Here is a 15470-nt window from a genome sequence, read left to right on the forward strand (position 1 = left end):
GAAAGCGTCCTGCGTATTAAGGCTATCCATCCTGTCCTCCTCGGGAATCAGGGGGTAAATCCACCGTAGCCGGTTTCGTTCCCTACTGTGGCAAAGGAATGGCGAGGGAGGCGCAACGTCAGCTTTTGCAAGCCGACGCTGGCCGTGCCAAACAGGGCTGAATGGAGAAGGCATCAGTGACCGGCGAGACGGGCAAGCGCAGCTATGTGGTCGGGCAGACCGAGATCGCGGCCCGGCCGCTCGAGCCCGCGCTCTATCTGGTGGCGACGCCAATCGGCAATCTGGCCGACATAACGCTGCGCGCGCTGGAGACGCTGGCCGCCGCCGACATCGTCGCTTGCGAGGACACGCGGGTGTCGCGCGTGCTGCTCGACCGCTACGCCATTCGCCGCCGCACCACGGCCTATCACGAACACAATGCGGGCGAGGCCGGGCCGAAGCTGATCGCGGCGCTCCAGGCCGGACAGAGCGTGGCGCTGATCTCCGACGCCGGCACGCCGCTGGTGTCCGATCCGGGCTACCGGCTGGTCGGCGAGGCGCGCGACCACGGCATTCGCGTCGTGCCGATCCCGGGTCCGTCGGCGCCGCTCGCGGCGTTGACCGCATCCGGCCTGCCATCGGACGCCTTCCTGTTCGCCGGTTTTTTGCCGGTCAAATCAGGGCAGCGGCTGACGCGGCTTGGGGCACTGAAGGCTGTGCCGGCGACGTTGATCTTCTTCGAATCACCGCGCCGGCTGGCCGAATCCCTCGGCGCCATGGTCGAGGCGCTTGGCGGCGAGCGCAAGGCCGCGATCGGCCGCGAATTGACCAAGACCTTTGAAGAGATGCGCACGGGCACGCTGCAGGCGCTGGCCGACCATTATGCGGCGGCCGATACGCCGAAGGGCGAGATCGTCGTCTGCGTCGGTCCGGCCGAGGCCAAGGCCGACGAACCGGCCGACATCGACCGCTTGCTGCTGTCGCTCGCCGCCGAAATGCCGGCTTCCAAGGCAGCGGCGGAAGCCGCAAAAATGACCGGCGGCCAGAAACAGGCGTTGTATCGGCGGCTTCTCGAACTCAAGCAAGCCTCTGGAGAAAGCGACGGTGGCTGAGCGCCCGAGTGCCAGCCGCCAGAAGGCCTATCGGCGCGGCCATCGCGGCGAATGGTTCGCGGCGGCAGCATTGATGTTGAAGGGTTACCGGATTCTCGCGCGCCGCCATCGCACGCGCTTCGGCGAGATCGACCTGATCGCGCGGCGCGGCGACCTCGTGCTGTTCGTCGAGGTCAAGGCGCGGCGCACGCTGATGGAAGCCATGGAGGCGATCGGCCATGAATCGGAGCGCCGCATCGAGGGGGCGGCCGACATCTGGCTGTCGCGCCAGTCCGACTACGGCAAACTGTCGATGCGCTTCGACATGGTCGCTGTGCTGCCCTGGCGCTGGCCGGTGCATGTCGAGAACGCGTTCTATGGAAGGAATTGAGGGGTCACTTGGGGCCGTTGCTCGCCCTTCGCTGGCTCAGGGCGTTCGTCGTTCGGAAAGCCAAGCAATTGGCTTTCCGTCCGCTTCGCGGATCACTCCTCACCCCCAGATCATCAACGCCACCAACCCCACACCACCCACCACCAGCCGCCACCAGCCGAACAGCGAGTAGCCGTTGCGCGAGACGTAATCGAGCAGGAAGCGCACGACGATCAGCGCGGTGACGAAGGCTGCGACGAAGCCGACGGCGATGATCGGCAGGTCGGCGCTGCTCAGGACGTTGCGGTTCTTGAACAGGTCGAAGGCGAAGGCGCCGACCATGGTCGGGATGGCGAGGAAGAAGGAGAATTCGGCCGCCGCCCGTTTGTCGACGCCCAGCAGCAGCGCGCCGACGATCGTCGAACCCGAGCGTGACGTGCCGGGAACGAGCGACAGGCACTGGAAAAGACCGATCTGCAGGTAAAGCCTGGTCGGGAACCGCTCGACGTCGCGGTAGAACGGCTTGAGGTTCATGCGGTCAACCGCCAGCAGCACGAAGCCGCCGATGATCAGCATGATACAGATCATCCGCGGCGATTCGAACAGCACCGTCTTGATGAAATCATGCGCCAGCGCGCCGATGATCGCCGCCGGCAGGAAGGCGATGAGGACACCGATGGCGAAATGCCTTGTCAGCCTGTCATGCGGCAGGTCGATCAGCATTTGCCACAGCCGCCGGAAATAGACGCTGAGGATCGCCAGGATGGCGCCGAGCTGGATCAGGATCTCGAAGGCCTTGCCCGTCGAATGGAAGCCAAGGAAATGGCCGGCGAGCAGGATATGGCCGGTGGATGAGACGGGGATGAACTCGGTCAGCCCCTCCAGCAGGCCGAGCAGCAGGGCTTCGACGAATGGCTGGCTTTCCATGGCTACCTCGGGATTTGGCGTGACGGCTGACAGAACGGCTTGCTTGTCATGGCGTGCAAGTCCCCCTATAGGTCGCAACACCCTGACGGCCCGCTAACCGGGCGGCCAAGACTTACCGGTGCGCCCTTCGATTCGCCAGTGCGCTTTATCATCGCGGAACCATGCTGACGCTTTTCCACCATCCCATGTTCGCCACTTGTCGCTTCGTCCGCCTCGCTTTCGGCGAGTATGGCGAGGAGTTGGCCCTGATCGAGGAAAAGCCGTGGACCCGGCGCAAGGAGTTCCTGGCGCTGAACCCGGCCGGCACACTGCCGATCCTGCTGGCCGAAGGCGACGTGCCGATCGTCGGCGCAACCGTCATATCGGAATATCTCGATGAAACGCGCGGTGTCTTGAAGCGCGACAAGCGGCTGTTTGCCGAAGATCCGATGCAGCGCGCCGAAATCCGCCGGCTGATCGACTGGTATCTCAGCAAGGCCGAAAGCGAAATCACCCGCCATCTGGTGCGCGAACGGGTGCTGAAGCCGGTGATGCCGGAGATTGCGGGCGGCGGCTCGCCCGATTCAGGCGCGATCCGTGCGGCGCGCGCCAACATCCGCCAGCACATGAAATACACCAACTGGCTGGCCGGCACTCGCCATTGGCTGGCGGGCTCCAGGGTTACCTATGCCGATCTGGCCGCTGCCGCGACGCTGTCGGTGCTCGATTATCTCGGCGAGATCGATTGGCGCGAGCATCCTGCAGCACGCGAATGGTACACGCGGGTCAAGTCACGACCCTCCTTCCGGCCGCTTTTGACCGACCGCGTGCGCGGCCTGTCGCCGGTGTCGCATTATGCGGACCTCGACTTCTGACGCCGCAAAACTGCGCACGCTGATCGACGCGGAGGCGCGTCGCGTCGGCTTCGATGCCGTCGCCGTCACCTCTCCCGATGCGATCCCGCTTGCGCCGGCGCGGCTGGCCGAATTTGTCGCCGACGGCTTTCACGGCTCGATGGACTGGATCGCCGAGACGCTGCAACGCCGCGGCGACCCGACGGTGCTATGGCCGCAGGTGCGCTCGATCATCGTGCTGGCGATGAATTACGGTCCCGACCATGATCCGCGCGGCGTGCTGGCCAAGCGCGACCGCGGCGCGATCTCGGTCTATGCGCAGAACCGCGACTATCACGAGGTGATGAAGGGGCGTCTGAAGGAGATCGCTGGCAAGATCGTGGCCCGTGCCGGCGGCGACGTGAAGGTGTTCGTCGACACCGCACCGGTGATGGAAAAACCGCTGGCGGAAGCCGCGGGTCTCGGCTGGCAAGGCAAGCACACCAATCTGGTCAGCCGCGAGCATGGCTCCTGGCTGTTCCTCGGCACGATCTTCACCACCGCCGAACTGGTGCCCGACAAGGCGGAGATCGACCATTGCGGCTCCTGCCGTGCCTGCCTCGACGTGTGCCCGACCGATGCCTTCCCGGCACCATACCGGCTCGATGCGCGGCGCTGTATTTCGTATCTCACCATCGAGAACAAGGGGCCGATCCCGCACGAATTCCGCGAGAAGATCGGCAACCGCGTCTATGGTTGCGACGATTGTTTGGCCGTTTGCCCGTGGAACAAGTTCGCCCGGGCTGCTTCGGAGGCCAAGCTCGCCGCGCGCGATGAATTGCGCGAGCCGCCGCTTGGCCGGCTGTTGCAACTGGACGAGGCAGCCTTCCGCGCTTTCTTCTCCGGTTCGCCGATAAAACGCATCGGCCGCGATCGTTTTGTCCGCAACGCATTGATCGCTGCCGGCAATTCCGGCGACACCGCGCTTGCGGTCAGCGTGCGTGCCTTGCTGGACGACGCCTCGCCGCTGGTGCGGGGCGCGGCAATATGGGCGCTGGCGCGGCTGGTGCCCGATGCCGAATATTCAGAACGGGCAGCTATCGGCCTGAAAACCGAGACCGATACAGCCGTGCGCGACGAATGGCGTCTGGCGCGGCCAACCAGGACGCATGCATGAGCGAGAAACAGGTCTTCATCTTCGGCGCCGGCTATTCCGGCAAGGCTTTTGCCCGCGCCAACAAGGGGCCCGCCAACATGTTCGGCACGACCCGCTCCTCGGACAAATTCGAAGCGCTGCGCCAGGCCGGCATCGCACCGCTGCTGTTCGATGGTGCGCTGACCGAAGAAGTCGCGGATGCGCTGGGAAAAACAACGCATCTGGTGATCTCGATCGCCCCGGAAGAGGCCGGCGATCCCGTCTTGAACGCTGCCCGGGAGGCAATCGCTCAAATGCCGGCGCTCCAATGGATCGGCTATCTCTCGACCGTCGGCGTCTACGGCAATTACGACGGCGCGTGGGTCGATGAAACGGCCGAATGCCGGCCGGTGTCGAAGCGCTCGGTGATGCGGGTGGGGGCCGAGCAGGATTGGCTGCAATTGGGCTCGGACATCGGTCGGCCTGTTGCGCTCCTGCGCCTGTCCGGCATTTACGGGCCGGGCCGCAATGCGCTGGTCAATCTGGAAAACGGCACCGCAAGGCGGCTGGTCAAGCCGGACCAGGTGTTCAATCGCATCCATTGCGATGACATTGCCGGTGCGCTTTGGCAGCTCATCGACAGCAATACTGGTGGCATCTTCAATGTCACGGACGATCTACCGGCGCCGCCGCAGGATGTCGTCGCCTATGCCGCTTCGCTGATGGGTGTCACGCCGCCGCCCGAAATTCCATTCGACGCCGCCCAACTTTCGCCGATGGCGCGGTCCTTCTATGGCGAGAACAAGCGTGTCGCCAACGCAGCGATCAAGGCGGCGGGCTATCGTTTTCGATTTCCGGACTACCGCACTGCCCTCGACCATATGTGGGCGAGCGGCAACTGGCGCGACGGCGAAGCGCGCAGTCCGATGAAGCGCTAACGGTCGAAGCCGTACGTTGGGCATGCTATGATTCGGCGGTTCAAGCGGTGAAGGAGTGGGGTTCATGAAGGCATCGGGACCATCGTCGCCGGGCAGAAGGACAATCCTGGCCGCTGCGTTTGGCCTGGCTGCCATCGCAGGTCTTGCCGTACGACCAGCCGCGGCTGAGGAGCGGGCAAAGGACCTGTTTGGCGCCAAGAAGCTGCCGGCAGCAGCAGCTGCGCAATCCATTGGCTTCTATTCCAAGGGCTGTTTTGCCGGCGGTGTCGCCATTCCGATGGATGGTCCGACCTGGGAGGTGATGCGGCCTTCGCGCAACCGTCGCTGGGGTCATCCGGCGATGATCGCGGTCATCGAGAAATTGTCGCGCGACGCAGCAGTCGATGGCTGGCCCGGCTTGTTGATCGGCGACATTTCGCAGCCGCGCGGCGGCCCGATGATGACCGGCCACGCCTCGCACCAGATCGGGCTCGACGCAGACATATGGCTGACGCCGATGCCCAGCCATCCGCTGTCGATGGCGCAGCGCGAATCGATGCGTGCCACCTTGATGGTCGACGAGAAGACCCATCTGGTGAAGGACGCGCTGTGGACGCCGGCGCACACAAGGCTCCTGAAGCGGGCGGCGAGCTACGCGCAAGTCGAACGCATCCTGGTCAATCCGGGCATCAAGAAAAAACTCTGCGACACCGTCAAGGGCGACCGTTCATGGCTGCGCAAGGTCAGGCCGTTCTGGGGCCACGACTATCACTTCCACATGCGCATCGGCTGCCAGCCGGGCTCGCCAGGCTGCAAGGCGCAGGAAGCAGCGCCGGACGATGATGGCTGCGGCAAGCCGCTGGCTTGGTGGTTCACGCAGGAGCCGTGGCGGCCCAACAAGAACCCAGACGCGCCGAAGGCCCGCGATCTGATGACGATGGCGAACCTGCCCCAGGAATGCCGTGCCGTGCTCGACGCACCGGGGCCGGCTTCAGCCGAGGCCGCGACCTATCATGGCGGCAGCGTGCCGGTCGCGGTAGCCGCTCCGGAACCGGAAGTACCGTCGCTGCCGGCCACGACGGCCAGCGGCACGGCTGGATTGCCGAGCGCGGTGAGCGCCTTCACGGCGACGCCCGAGATTGGCATCCCGCTGCCTCGGCCACGGCCGCCGGGAAACTGAGGGTCGCGGCGCTTGTCGGTAGGCTCAATCGGCTAGGGTGTGATGTTTGCGAAACAGTGGCCGTTTGGCCGCAGAACCGGCCGCAGCGCGCCCGTGGGTTCGAAAACCGTTTCCCTTTTCAAACTCATGCGCTAGTCAACGGGAGAGCGGCTAGATGCCGTCAGGGGCGCCGGGGACGGACGAGAGCATGCCAGGCACAGGCGACGACGATACTTTGTTGCGGTTTCCGATCCTGATCGGCGACATTGGCGGCACCAATGCGCGCTTTTCGATCGTGCTTGATGCCAATTCCGAGGCCGGCGAGCCCGCCATCGTCCAGACCGCCAACTACAACACCATCGACGAAGCAATCCAGGCGGTCGTGCTCGATCGCTCATCGGTGCGCCCCAACTCCGCGGTGCTGGCGGTGGCCGGCCCGGTCGACGGCGACGAGATCGAGCTCACCAACTGCCCGTGGATCGTCAAGCCGAGAAAAATGTTCGCCAGCCTCGGGCTGAGCGACATCGTCGTGCTCAACGATTTCGAAGCGCAGGCGCTCGCCGTCGTCGCGCTCGGCGAGGAGCATATGGAAAAGATCGGCGGCGGTACGCCGGAGCCCAATGCCGGTCGCGTCGTGCTCGGTCCGGGAACCGGTCTCGGCGTCGCCGGGCTGGTCCATGCGCTTCACCGTTGGATACCGGTGCCCGGCGAGGGCGGCCATATGGACATCGGCCCGCGCACGCCGCGCGATTTCGAGGTTTTTCCGCATATCGAGAAGCTCGAAGGCCGCATTTCGGGCGAGCAGATCCTGTGCGGACGCGGCCTGGTCAACGTCTACCGTGCGGTGGCCAAGGCGGACGGCAAACCGGCGCCGTTCACCACGCCGGCCGAAGTCACCGCCGCCGCACTTGCAAAGACCGATTCGGTTGCGGAGGAAGCGCTGGAGACCTTCGTCACCTGCCTCGGGCGCACCGCCGGCGATCTCGCTCTGGTGTTCATGAGCCGTGGCGGCGTGTTCCTCACCGGCGGCATCGCGCAAAAGATCGTGCCGGCGCTGAAAGCCGGCAATTTCCGTGCTGCCTTCGAGGACAAGGCGCCGCACAGCGCGCTGATGCGGACCATGCCGGTCTATGTCATCACCCACCCGCTGGCCGCACTCCTGGGCCTTGCCGCCTACGCCCGGAACCCCTCGCTGTTCGGCGTCCAGATGGCAGGCAGGCGCTGGCGCGACGAAGTTAGTCACCCCAAGGCATAGGCAAGCCGGCTGCTTGGCGTTAAGAGGAGTGCCGAATTGCCCGGCCGCGGGAAGCGGAAACCTACGAAGCGCTCCGATTTGACATTTCAGCCTCCCAATTTGTCGAAACCCCGTGCGGGCGAGATCGTGGCGGTCATCCGCCGCATTCTCCAGGAAAACGGCCGCGAGTATCGCGGCGCGTATATCTTCACGATTCTTTGCCTGCTGACCGTGTCGGCGACGACGGCGCTTGCCGCCTGGATCATGAGCCCGGTTGTCAACCAGATATTCTATGAACGGCGCGGCGATCTGATCCCATGGATCTGCGCGGCATTGCTCGGCGCTTTCATCCTGCGCGGCCTTGCCGGCTACGGCCAGGCGGTGACGATGGCCAGGATCGGCAACAATCTGGTGGCGCGCTACCAGCAGCGCATCTTCAACCATCTGATGAAGCTCGGCGTCTCGTTCTTCAACGACACCAGGTCCGGGCGGCTGGCCGCGCAGGTCAACGAGAACGTCAACGGCATTCGCGACCTTTTGTCGATGACGGTGACCTCGACGGCGCGAGACGCCGTCTCGCTGATCGGCCTGATCGGCGTCATGATCTATCAGGATCCGATACTTTCGCTGAGCTCGCTGCTGATCGGGCCGCCGCTGATCTGGACAGTCACCTACCTGATGCGCCGGGTGCGCCGTATCACGCGCGAATCGGTGCAGATCAACTCGCGACTGATCGGCGCCATGCAGGAGGCCACGCAAGGCATCGCCATCGTCAAGGCCTTCACCATGGAGGACGAGCTGTCGCGCCGCATCAGCAAGCTCGCCGAGGATGCGGAACAGCGTTCGAACAAGATCGCCCGCGTCTCCGAGCGGCTGACGCCGGTTTCCGAACTGCTGGCCGGCATCGCCTTCGCCAGCGTCATCGCCTATTCCGGGTACCGGGCCACCGTGCTCGGCCAGCCGCCGGGTGCGGTGTTTTCCTTCATCACGGCGCTGACGCTCGCCTATGATCCGGCCCGCCGGCTGGCGCGCATGCAGGTCGGCATGGAACGCGCGCTGGTCAATGCGCGCATGATCTATGAGCTTCTCGATATCGAGCCGCAGCAAAGTGACGCGCAAGGTGCCGCCGAGGCGAGATTCACCTCCGGCGAAGTTCGCTTCGACAACGTCTCCTTCCGCTATGTCGAGGAGGCGCCGGTCCTACACGATTTGAGCTTTGTCGCCGCCGCCGGCAAGGTCACGGCAATCGTCGGCGCTTCGGGCGCCGGCAAAACGACATTGGTGGCGCTGCTGCAGCGCTTCTACGACGTCGACGCGGGCACGATCGAGATCGACGGCCAGGACATCTCAAAGGTCACCAAACAGTCGCTGCGCGGCTCCATCGCCTATGTCTCGCAGCAGCCCTATCTGTTCGAAGGCACCATCCGCGACAATATCCGCTATGGCCGGCTGGGCGCCACCGACGCCGAGATCGAACAGGCCGCAAGGCAGGCCGCGGCCGACGATTTCATCCGCCAGCAGCCGCAGGGCTATGACACGCCGGTCGGCGAAAACGGCGTGACGCTGTCGGGCGGCCAGCGCCAGCGCGTGTCGATTGCGCGGGCCATTGTGCGGCAGGCGCCGATCCTTTTGCTCGACGAGGCGACATCGGCGCTCGACAACGAGGCTGAAGCCCGCGTTCAGCAGGCGCTCACCCAGGTCATGGAAGGGCGCACCACCATCGTCATCGCGCACCGGCTGTCGACGGTGGTCAACGCCGACCACATCATCGTCATGGAACAGGGCCGGCTGGTCGAAGAGGGCACCCATGCCTCGCTGATGGCCGATCCGCACAGCGTCTATGCGCGCTTCCACCGCATCCAGGGCGTCAAGGGCCTGGGGCTTGTCGACGACAGCGCGCCGATCCAGACTTCGGCCCAAGGCCCAATTCGCAACATCGAGGCGCAGAAGAGCATCGCCGGGAGCACGACATGAGCGAGACGCCCGCAACCGACAGGATCGATATGGGCCTGGTGGTGGTCGGCGCTGCCGGCCGCATGGGCCAGACCCTGATCCGTGCCATCCACACCATCCCCGGCGCGCGCGTCATCGGCGCCATCGAGCGCGCGGGCTCGCCCCATCTGGGCAAGGATGCGGGTGAACTCGCCGGCGTCGGCCGCATCGATGTGGCGATCGGTGATGATCCGCTACCCGTCTTCGCCAGGGCCGATGGCGTGCTGGATTTCACCACGCCGGCCTCATCAGTCGAGTTCGCCGGCTACGCGGCGCAAGCGCGCATCGTCCATGTCATCGGCACCACCGGTTGCTCGGCCGACGACAACGCCAGGATCGCCGCTGCGGCGCGTCATGCGACGATCGTCAAGTCGGGCAATATGAGCCTCGGCGTCAATCTTCTGGCGGTGCTGGTCGAACAGGCGGCGTGCGCGCTCGACGCCGACGATTTCGACATCGAGATTCTCGAAATGCACCACAGGCACAAGGTCGATGCACCGTCGGGCACCGCACTGCTGCTCGGCGAAGCCGCTGCCGCCGGGCGTGGCATCGCGTTGGCCGGCAATGATGTGCGCGTCCGCGACGGCCATACCGGCGTGCGCAAGACGGGCTCGATCGGCTTTGCTACGCTGCGCGGCGGCTCGGTGGTCGGCGATCACAGCGTGATGCTGGCCGGCACCGGCGAGCGCATCACCTTGGCACACCATGCTGAGGACCGCGCCATCTTCGCCCGCGGCGCCGTCAAGGCGGCCCTGTGGGCACGCGGCAAGAAGCCGGGATTGTATTCGATGCGGGACGTGCTCGGCCTCGGCTGAGCGACCAATCCGCCAACTTGCCAATCTGCCAACCCGAAGGGAGCAAACATGTCGAGAACCCTCGTGCTCGTGCGCCACGGCCAGAGCGAATGGAACCTGAAAAACCTGTTCACCGGCTGGCGCGATGTCGACCTGACCGAGCAGGGCCACGCCGAGGCCAAGGCCGCCGGCCAGAGACTCAAGGCGCGCGGGCTGAAATTCGACATCGCCTTCACCTCGGCGCTGATCAGGGCACAGAAGACCTGCCAGCACGTTCTCGACGCGGTCGGCCAGAGCGATCTGAAAACCATCCGCGACCAGGCACTGAACGAGCGCGACTATGGCGATCTCTCCGGCCTCAACAAGGACGACGCCCGCAAGAAATGGGGCGAGGAGCAGGTGCATGTCTGGCGCCGTTCCTATGACGTTGCGCCGCCCGCCGGCGAAAGCCTGAAGGACACCGGCGCCCGCGTCTGGCCCTATTACCTGCACGATCTGCAGCCGCATGTGCTGCGCGGCGGCACGGTGCTGGTCGCCGCGCACGGCAACTCTCTGCGCGCTCTGATCATGGCCCTGGACGGTAAGTCGGGCGAGGAGATCGTCAAGCTGGAGCTTGGCACCGGCGTGCCGGTCATCTACCAGCTCAACGCCGATTCGACCGTGGCGTCCAAGGAAGTGCTGGAGGGCTGACAGTCCTTCAGCCGGCGGTTCTTGATCGAGCATCATCTCTGGACAAACCAAAACCGTTTGCCCGAGAAAACTGGTTCCCACTTTTCGGGATCATGCTTTGAAAAAGCGCGTTGACACACATCGCTTGCCCGCTTACATCACCCCGCACCAGCCCAGATGGCGGAATTGGTAGACGCGCACGGTTCAGGTCCGTGTTCCGCAAGGAGTGGAGGTTCGAGTCCTCTTCTGGGCACCAAATTCCCGTTTCGAACCATTCGACGGTTCGGAAACTTAGAGAAAAAAGCCCGGTTCGTCCGGGCTTTTTCTTTGCCGCCAACCTCCCCTTCCGGCCAGCCGCCGAACAAACCACTTCAAACCGCGCGACCGCTTCGCTACGCTCAAAGCCATGTCTCAATCCACTAACCCGATCTTCGGTGCCCGTCGCGATCAGGCCTTCCCGACGTTGGCTGAGGCGGACATAGATCGCATGCGCCGGTTCGGCGAGGCCAGCTTCTATGCCGCCGGCGAGAACATCATCACCGCAGGCGACGTCGCGCCCGGCCTGATCGTCGTGCTGTCGGGCAGCGTGGACATTACCTGGGATGGCGGGCTCGGCCGTCGCGAGACGATCGTCACGCATGGCCCGGGCAGTTTCGTCGGCGAGCTGGCACAGCTTTCGGCGCGTCCCTCGCTGGTGAATGCGCAGGCCGCCGATCCGGTGGAGGCGTTCGTCATCCCTTCGCAGCGGCTGCGCGACCTGATGGTGCAGGAGGCCAATCTCGGCGAGCGCATCATGCGGGCGCTGATCCTGCGCCGTGTCGGCCTTTTGGAAAGCGCCAGCAGCGGGCCGATCATCATCGGACCCCAGGACAACAGCGACGTGTTGCGCCTGCAAGGCTTTTTGGCCCGCAGCGGCCAGCCGCACCGCGTGCTTGATTCCGAGAGCGATCCTTGCGCCAAAACACTGGTCGAACGCTTCGATGTCGACCCTCACCATCTGCCGATCGTGCTGTGTCCGAACGGCAGGCTGCTGCTCAATCCCGGCGAGAAGGATCTCGCCCGCTGCATCGGCCTGCTGCGGCCGATCGATGCCGACAAATTATACGACGTCGCCATCGTTGGCGCCGGACCGGCGGGGCTGGCGGCTGCGGTCTATGCGGCTTCAGAAGGGCTATCGACCATCGTGCTCGATTGCCGTGCCTTCGGTGGACAGGCCGGTGCCTCCTCGCGCATCGAGAACTATCTCGGTTTCCCCACGGGCATTTCGGGCATGGCGCTGATGGCGCGCGCCTACAACCAGGCGCAGAAATTCGGCGTCGAAATGGTGATTCCGGACGAGGTGAAGCTATTGAGTGCCGCGACCGGCAATGCCCGCTACACGCTCGATGTCGGCGACGGCGAGACCGTACGCACCCGCAGCGTGGTGATCGCCAGTGGCGCGCGCTATCGCCGCCTCGATGTCCCGAACCTGGCGCAGTTCGAGGGAACGTGCGTGCATTATTGGGCGTCGCCCATCGAAGGCCGGCTTTGCGCCGGGCAGGAAGTAGCACTTGTCGGCGCCGGCAACTCTGCCGGACAGGCGGCGGTCTACCTGGCCAGCCACGCGCGCAAGGTGGCGTTGCTGGCACGCGGCGGCAGCCTCGAAGCCAGCATGTCGCGCTATCTCGTCGAGCGCATCAAGGCGCAGCCGAACATCGAGGTGCTGACCGGAACCGAGGTCGAAGCCCTGGAAGGCGACGGGGGCAATCTTGCCGCCGTGCGCTGGCGCAATCGCGTAAGCGGCGAGGAAACGACGCGCCCGATCCGCCATCTCTTCCTGTTCATCGGAGCCGACCCGAACACCGACTGGCTGGCGAACTGCGACGTGGCGCTGGACGCCAAGGGTTTCGTGCGCACCGGATCGGACCTGGGATCGGCGCAGATGGAGACGAGCCGCAGCGGCGTATTCGCCATCGGCGACGTCCGCTCAGGCTCGGTCAAACGGGTCGCTGCGGCTGTCGGCGAAGGTGCCCAGGTGGTCGCGGCCTTGCATGCATATCTCGCGCTCGGCAACGCCAACGCACCTCTAACGCCCGGGAGACCATGATGGATGAATGCAGGCATACGCGCGACATCAGGAAGGTGACGCCGAGCGCGCTCGGCTGCGAGGAATGCCTGAAGAGCGGTTCGCAATGGGTGCATCTGCGGCTCTGCCGCACCTGCGGCCATGTCGGCTGCTGCGACGACTCACCCAACCGCCACGCCACCAAGCATTTTCACGCCACCAGGCATCCGATCATCGAGGGCTACGATCCGCCGGAAGGCTGGGCATGGTGCTATGTCGACGAGGTGTTTATCGACCTCGGCGAGGACGTGACCCCGCAGAACGGCCCGATCCCTCGCTTTTATTGAGGCCGCGCGGCGTTCAGGGAACAGGGACGAGGCCGGTAGTTCAACTGTTATGCTGGCCTGTGCTGTCGCACGATCTTCCACTCGTGCCATATCAGCATCATGACGACCGCATCGAAGACGGTCAGGACCAGCAGGCCGAACGAAAGGGTGTATGAGTAGCGGTAGATCTGATAGGCCATGAACAAACCCAATGCCACGAGCGACGCCGGATACGCCCAGAGCTTGCCCCTCAAGAGCCCGACAACCAGGGCCAGCTTTATCAGGCCGTGGCTGAGCAGGTAGAAGGCGTAAAACTCCTTGCTGGCCAACGAAAAATGGCTGGCCATCTGCGACAGATAGCCAGCTATGAAATCGTTCGGATCTTCGATCAATTCCTCTGCGGTGACTGCATTGACCCAGGAGGCAATGGCATTGGTGGTGACGACATAAAGCAGGATCCCGCCGATGCATTCGATCAGGGCATGCGCGCCCTTGAGCCAGACGCCGACTTCGAAAATCTGATGGATGCGGTGTTCATCGACGGGCTTCAAAAATCCACCTCCCGATCAACTGCGGAAACCGATGCCAAATGGATGCAGCATTAACGCACTGGATAAACACCGGGGCCGGTATCAGCCCTTTTCTTGATAAGACAATGATCGGCGTCTCACAAATCGGCGTTCCCCTTATGGTGCTGGCCGTGGTCATGCAATGGTTGGCGAAGGTCGACCGCTACCATGTTCGTCACGGCGCCGTGTCGGCCGGTCTTGCGTTCTTGCTCGGCCTGGCGATCAATCAGTTCATTCTTCTGTTCGTGCATCGGATACGGCCCTACGACGCCGGCGTGACGCATCTGTTGATTGCGCCCAGTGCCGACTGGTCATTCCCATCCGATCACGCGACAGCCAGCATTGCAATTGTTGCGGCCTTTGCGATGCAAGGCCTCCCGCGCCGGACGATCGCGCTTTTCATCATGGCATTCCTGATCTGCTGGTCGAGAATCTACATCGGGACGCACTACCTGACCGATGTTGTCGGTGGGGGCCTCACCGGCGTCCTGGGTGCCATCGTGGTGCGACAGGCCTACCGCGAGAATTCCCGTCTGGACAATCTGGTGACCAAAATTCTTTAGCTGGGCGCTCCGCGAGCTGCACGCAACTTCAAGATCAGCCAGCGAAGTATCGATATCCCAGCCATCCCGCCAGCACGACCGAAGCGACCCAGATACAAGCGATGATAACCGCCGCGATACGGCTCACCGGCCTGTCAGCAGCGAGGGCGGCAGCCTCCCGATGCTCCGCCATGACCTCGGGCGGTATCATCTTGACAACCGCAAGGATACCCAAGGGGACCAGGATCACATCGTCGAGGTAGCCAAGTACAGGGATGAAATCGGGGATCAGGTCGATTGGGGACAAGGCGTAGCCTGCGACGCACACGGCAAGTGCCTTGGCATACCACGGCGTTCGGGGATCACGCGCGGCAAGGTAGAGCGCATGCACGTCGCGCTTGATCGTTCGCGCCCACTGGTCCAATGCCGCAGCCATTGGACGACCTTAGCGCCAAACGACAATGCGCTGATAGCTCCCGATCACACCGGCTATTGCCTGCTATCAGGCCGTTTTATCGCACGGAGCCCGTGACGGTCCGGTCAACATTGGGAACGGATTTGCGTTCGTTGCCGGCGAGTGCCGCGATGATCAGCAGGCTGGCAACGACCGGGACAAACAGGATTGCAACGCGGGCTTGCACATAAAAAATGGCGCGCCATTCATTGCGCTTGTCGGGGCTGTTGCTCATCATACTCACTTTGTCGGACCCCCCGGCCGTGACATAGCCGTGAACGGTTAAGCAACTCCTTACGACTTTGTTAATGGGCGGAATTGAGGCGAAGGATGCCGATGAGATCCTCGCAGTCTTGGACAGGAGATCGTCGGCAGGGCGGAATCATGAATCGTTAACGCTCTGGTAACCAAGCGGGATTCTGTTGGCCGGGAAGGAGACCGGCGATGGACGCAAGC

17 protein-coding genes and 1 tRNA gene are annotated in these 15470 nt (G+C 64.1%); 14 read left to right on the top strand and 4 right to left on the bottom strand.

Annotated features, from left to right (window positions below; genetic code table 11):
- Nucleotides 1-161 precede the first annotated feature (161 nt).
- Both rsmI and NKJ89_RS33425 read left to right on the top strand, forming a co-directional pair.
- Nucleotides 162-1091 carry a 16S rRNA (cytidine(1402)-2'-O)-methyltransferase gene (gene rsmI, locus NKJ89_RS33420; protein ID WP_352608723.1) on the top strand — a complete coding sequence of 310 codons (930 nt, stop codon included), beginning with the start codon at nt 162-164 and terminating at the stop codon, nt 1089-1091.
- Nucleotides 1084-1461: a YraN family protein gene (locus NKJ89_RS33425; RefSeq protein ID WP_352608724.1), complete on the top strand. Its 378-nt coding sequence runs from the start codon at nt 1084-1086 to the stop codon at nt 1459-1461. Before rsmI ends, NKJ89_RS33425 begins: the two co-directional genes overlap by 8 nt.
- Before the next feature lie 99 nt (nt 1462-1560).
- Here NKJ89_RS33425 and NKJ89_RS33430 read toward each other — a convergent pair whose 3' ends face one another.
- The gene (locus NKJ89_RS33430; protein WP_352608725.1) at nt 1561-2367 is read right to left on the bottom strand and encodes an undecaprenyl-diphosphate phosphatase; all 807 of its coding nucleotides are present in this window, start codon (nt 2365-2367) and stop codon (nt 1561-1563) included.
- Nucleotides 2368-2528: 161 nt separating this feature from the next.
- Here NKJ89_RS33430 and NKJ89_RS33435 point away from each other — a divergent pair, with 161 nt between their 5' ends.
- The 11 genes from NKJ89_RS33435 (at nt 2529) to NKJ89_RS33485 (ending at nt 13470) form a co-directional block, all read left to right on the top strand.
- The gene (locus tag NKJ89_RS33435) at nt 2529-3221 is read left to right on the top strand and encodes a glutathione S-transferase family protein (RefSeq protein ID WP_352608726.1); all 693 of its coding nucleotides are present in this window, start codon (nt 2529-2531) and stop codon (nt 3219-3221) included.
- Nucleotides 3202-4356: a tRNA epoxyqueuosine(34) reductase QueG gene (gene queG, locus NKJ89_RS33440; protein WP_352608727.1), complete on the top strand. Its 1155-nt coding sequence runs from the start codon at nt 3202-3204 to the stop codon at nt 4354-4356. Before NKJ89_RS33435 ends, queG begins: the two co-directional genes overlap by 20 nt.
- Entirely contained in the window at nt 4353-5252 is a 900-nt protein-coding gene (locus tag NKJ89_RS33445; protein ID WP_352608728.1) for an SDR family NAD(P)-dependent oxidoreductase, read from the top strand. Before queG ends, NKJ89_RS33445 begins: the two co-directional genes overlap by 4 nt.
- Before the next feature lie 64 nt (nt 5253-5316).
- A complete protein-coding gene (gene mepA / locus NKJ89_RS33450; RefSeq protein WP_352608729.1) occupies nt 5317-6411 on the top strand; it encodes a penicillin-insensitive murein endopeptidase in 1095 nt (364 codons plus the stop codon).
- Between the two features lie 187 nt (nt 6412-6598).
- On the top strand, nt 6599-7645 hold the full coding sequence (locus NKJ89_RS33455; protein ID WP_352608730.1) for a glucokinase: 1047 nt from the start codon (nt 6599-6601) through the stop codon (nt 7643-7645).
- 78 nt (nt 7646-7723) lie between these two features.
- Entirely contained in the window at nt 7724-9598 is a 1875-nt protein-coding gene (locus NKJ89_RS33460) for an ABC transporter ATP-binding protein (protein ID WP_352608731.1), read from the top strand.
- On the top strand, nt 9595-10431 hold the full coding sequence (dapB, locus tag NKJ89_RS33465) for a 4-hydroxy-tetrahydrodipicolinate reductase (protein ID WP_352608732.1): 837 nt from the start codon (nt 9595-9597) through the stop codon (nt 10429-10431). The genes NKJ89_RS33460 and dapB overlap by 4 nt, the downstream gene beginning before the upstream one ends.
- Nucleotides 10432-10479: 48 nt before the next feature.
- The gene (locus NKJ89_RS33470; protein ID WP_352608733.1) at nt 10480-11100 is read left to right on the top strand and encodes a 2,3-bisphosphoglycerate-dependent phosphoglycerate mutase; all 621 of its coding nucleotides are present in this window, start codon (nt 10480-10482) and stop codon (nt 11098-11100) included.
- A 150-nt stretch (nt 11101-11250) separates the two neighbouring features.
- Nucleotides 11251-11335: transfer RNA gene (locus NKJ89_RS33475), tRNA-Leu, on the top strand.
- Nucleotides 11336-11485: 150 nt separating this feature from the next.
- The gene (locus tag NKJ89_RS33480) at nt 11486-13165 is read left to right on the top strand and encodes an FAD-dependent oxidoreductase (protein ID WP_352608734.1); all 1680 of its coding nucleotides are present in this window, start codon (nt 11486-11488) and stop codon (nt 13163-13165) included.
- Nucleotides 13162-13470, top strand: a complete 309-nt coding sequence (locus NKJ89_RS33485) for a UBP-type zinc finger domain-containing protein (protein WP_352608735.1) — start codon at nt 13162-13164, stop codon at nt 13468-13470. The genes NKJ89_RS33480 and NKJ89_RS33485 overlap by 4 nt, the downstream gene beginning before the upstream one ends.
- A gap of 47 nt (nt 13471-13517) precedes the next feature.
- Here the strand turns inward: NKJ89_RS33485 and NKJ89_RS33490 are convergent, their stop codons facing one another.
- Nucleotides 13518-14000: a DUF2127 domain-containing protein gene (locus NKJ89_RS33490; RefSeq protein WP_352608736.1), complete on the bottom strand. Its 483-nt coding sequence runs from the start codon at nt 13998-14000 to the stop codon at nt 13518-13520.
- A 38-nt stretch (nt 14001-14038) separates the two neighbouring features.
- Between NKJ89_RS33490 and NKJ89_RS33495 the strand changes: the two genes are divergently transcribed.
- Entirely contained in the window at nt 14039-14581 is a 543-nt protein-coding gene (locus tag NKJ89_RS33495) for a phosphatase PAP2 family protein (RefSeq protein WP_352608737.1), read from the top strand.
- 34 nt (nt 14582-14615) lie between these two features.
- Here NKJ89_RS33495 and NKJ89_RS33500 read toward each other — a convergent pair whose 3' ends face one another.
- Together NKJ89_RS33500 and NKJ89_RS33505 are read right to left on the bottom strand one after the other, a co-directional pair.
- Complete coding sequence (locus tag NKJ89_RS33500) at nt 14616-14996, bottom strand: YkvA family protein (RefSeq protein WP_352608738.1); 381 nt, start codon at nt 14994-14996, stop codon at nt 14616-14618.
- Between the two features lie 76 nt (nt 14997-15072).
- Nucleotides 15073-15249: a hypothetical protein gene (locus tag NKJ89_RS33505; protein ID WP_352608739.1), complete on the bottom strand. Its 177-nt coding sequence runs from the start codon at nt 15247-15249 to the stop codon at nt 15073-15075.
- Between the last annotated feature and the right edge of the window lie 221 nt (nt 15250-15470).

It is taken from the genome of Mesorhizobium sp. M0047, assembly GCF_040323315.1.
In the GTDB taxonomy this organism is placed as follows: domain Bacteria; phylum Pseudomonadota; class Alphaproteobacteria; order Rhizobiales; family Rhizobiaceae; genus Mesorhizobium.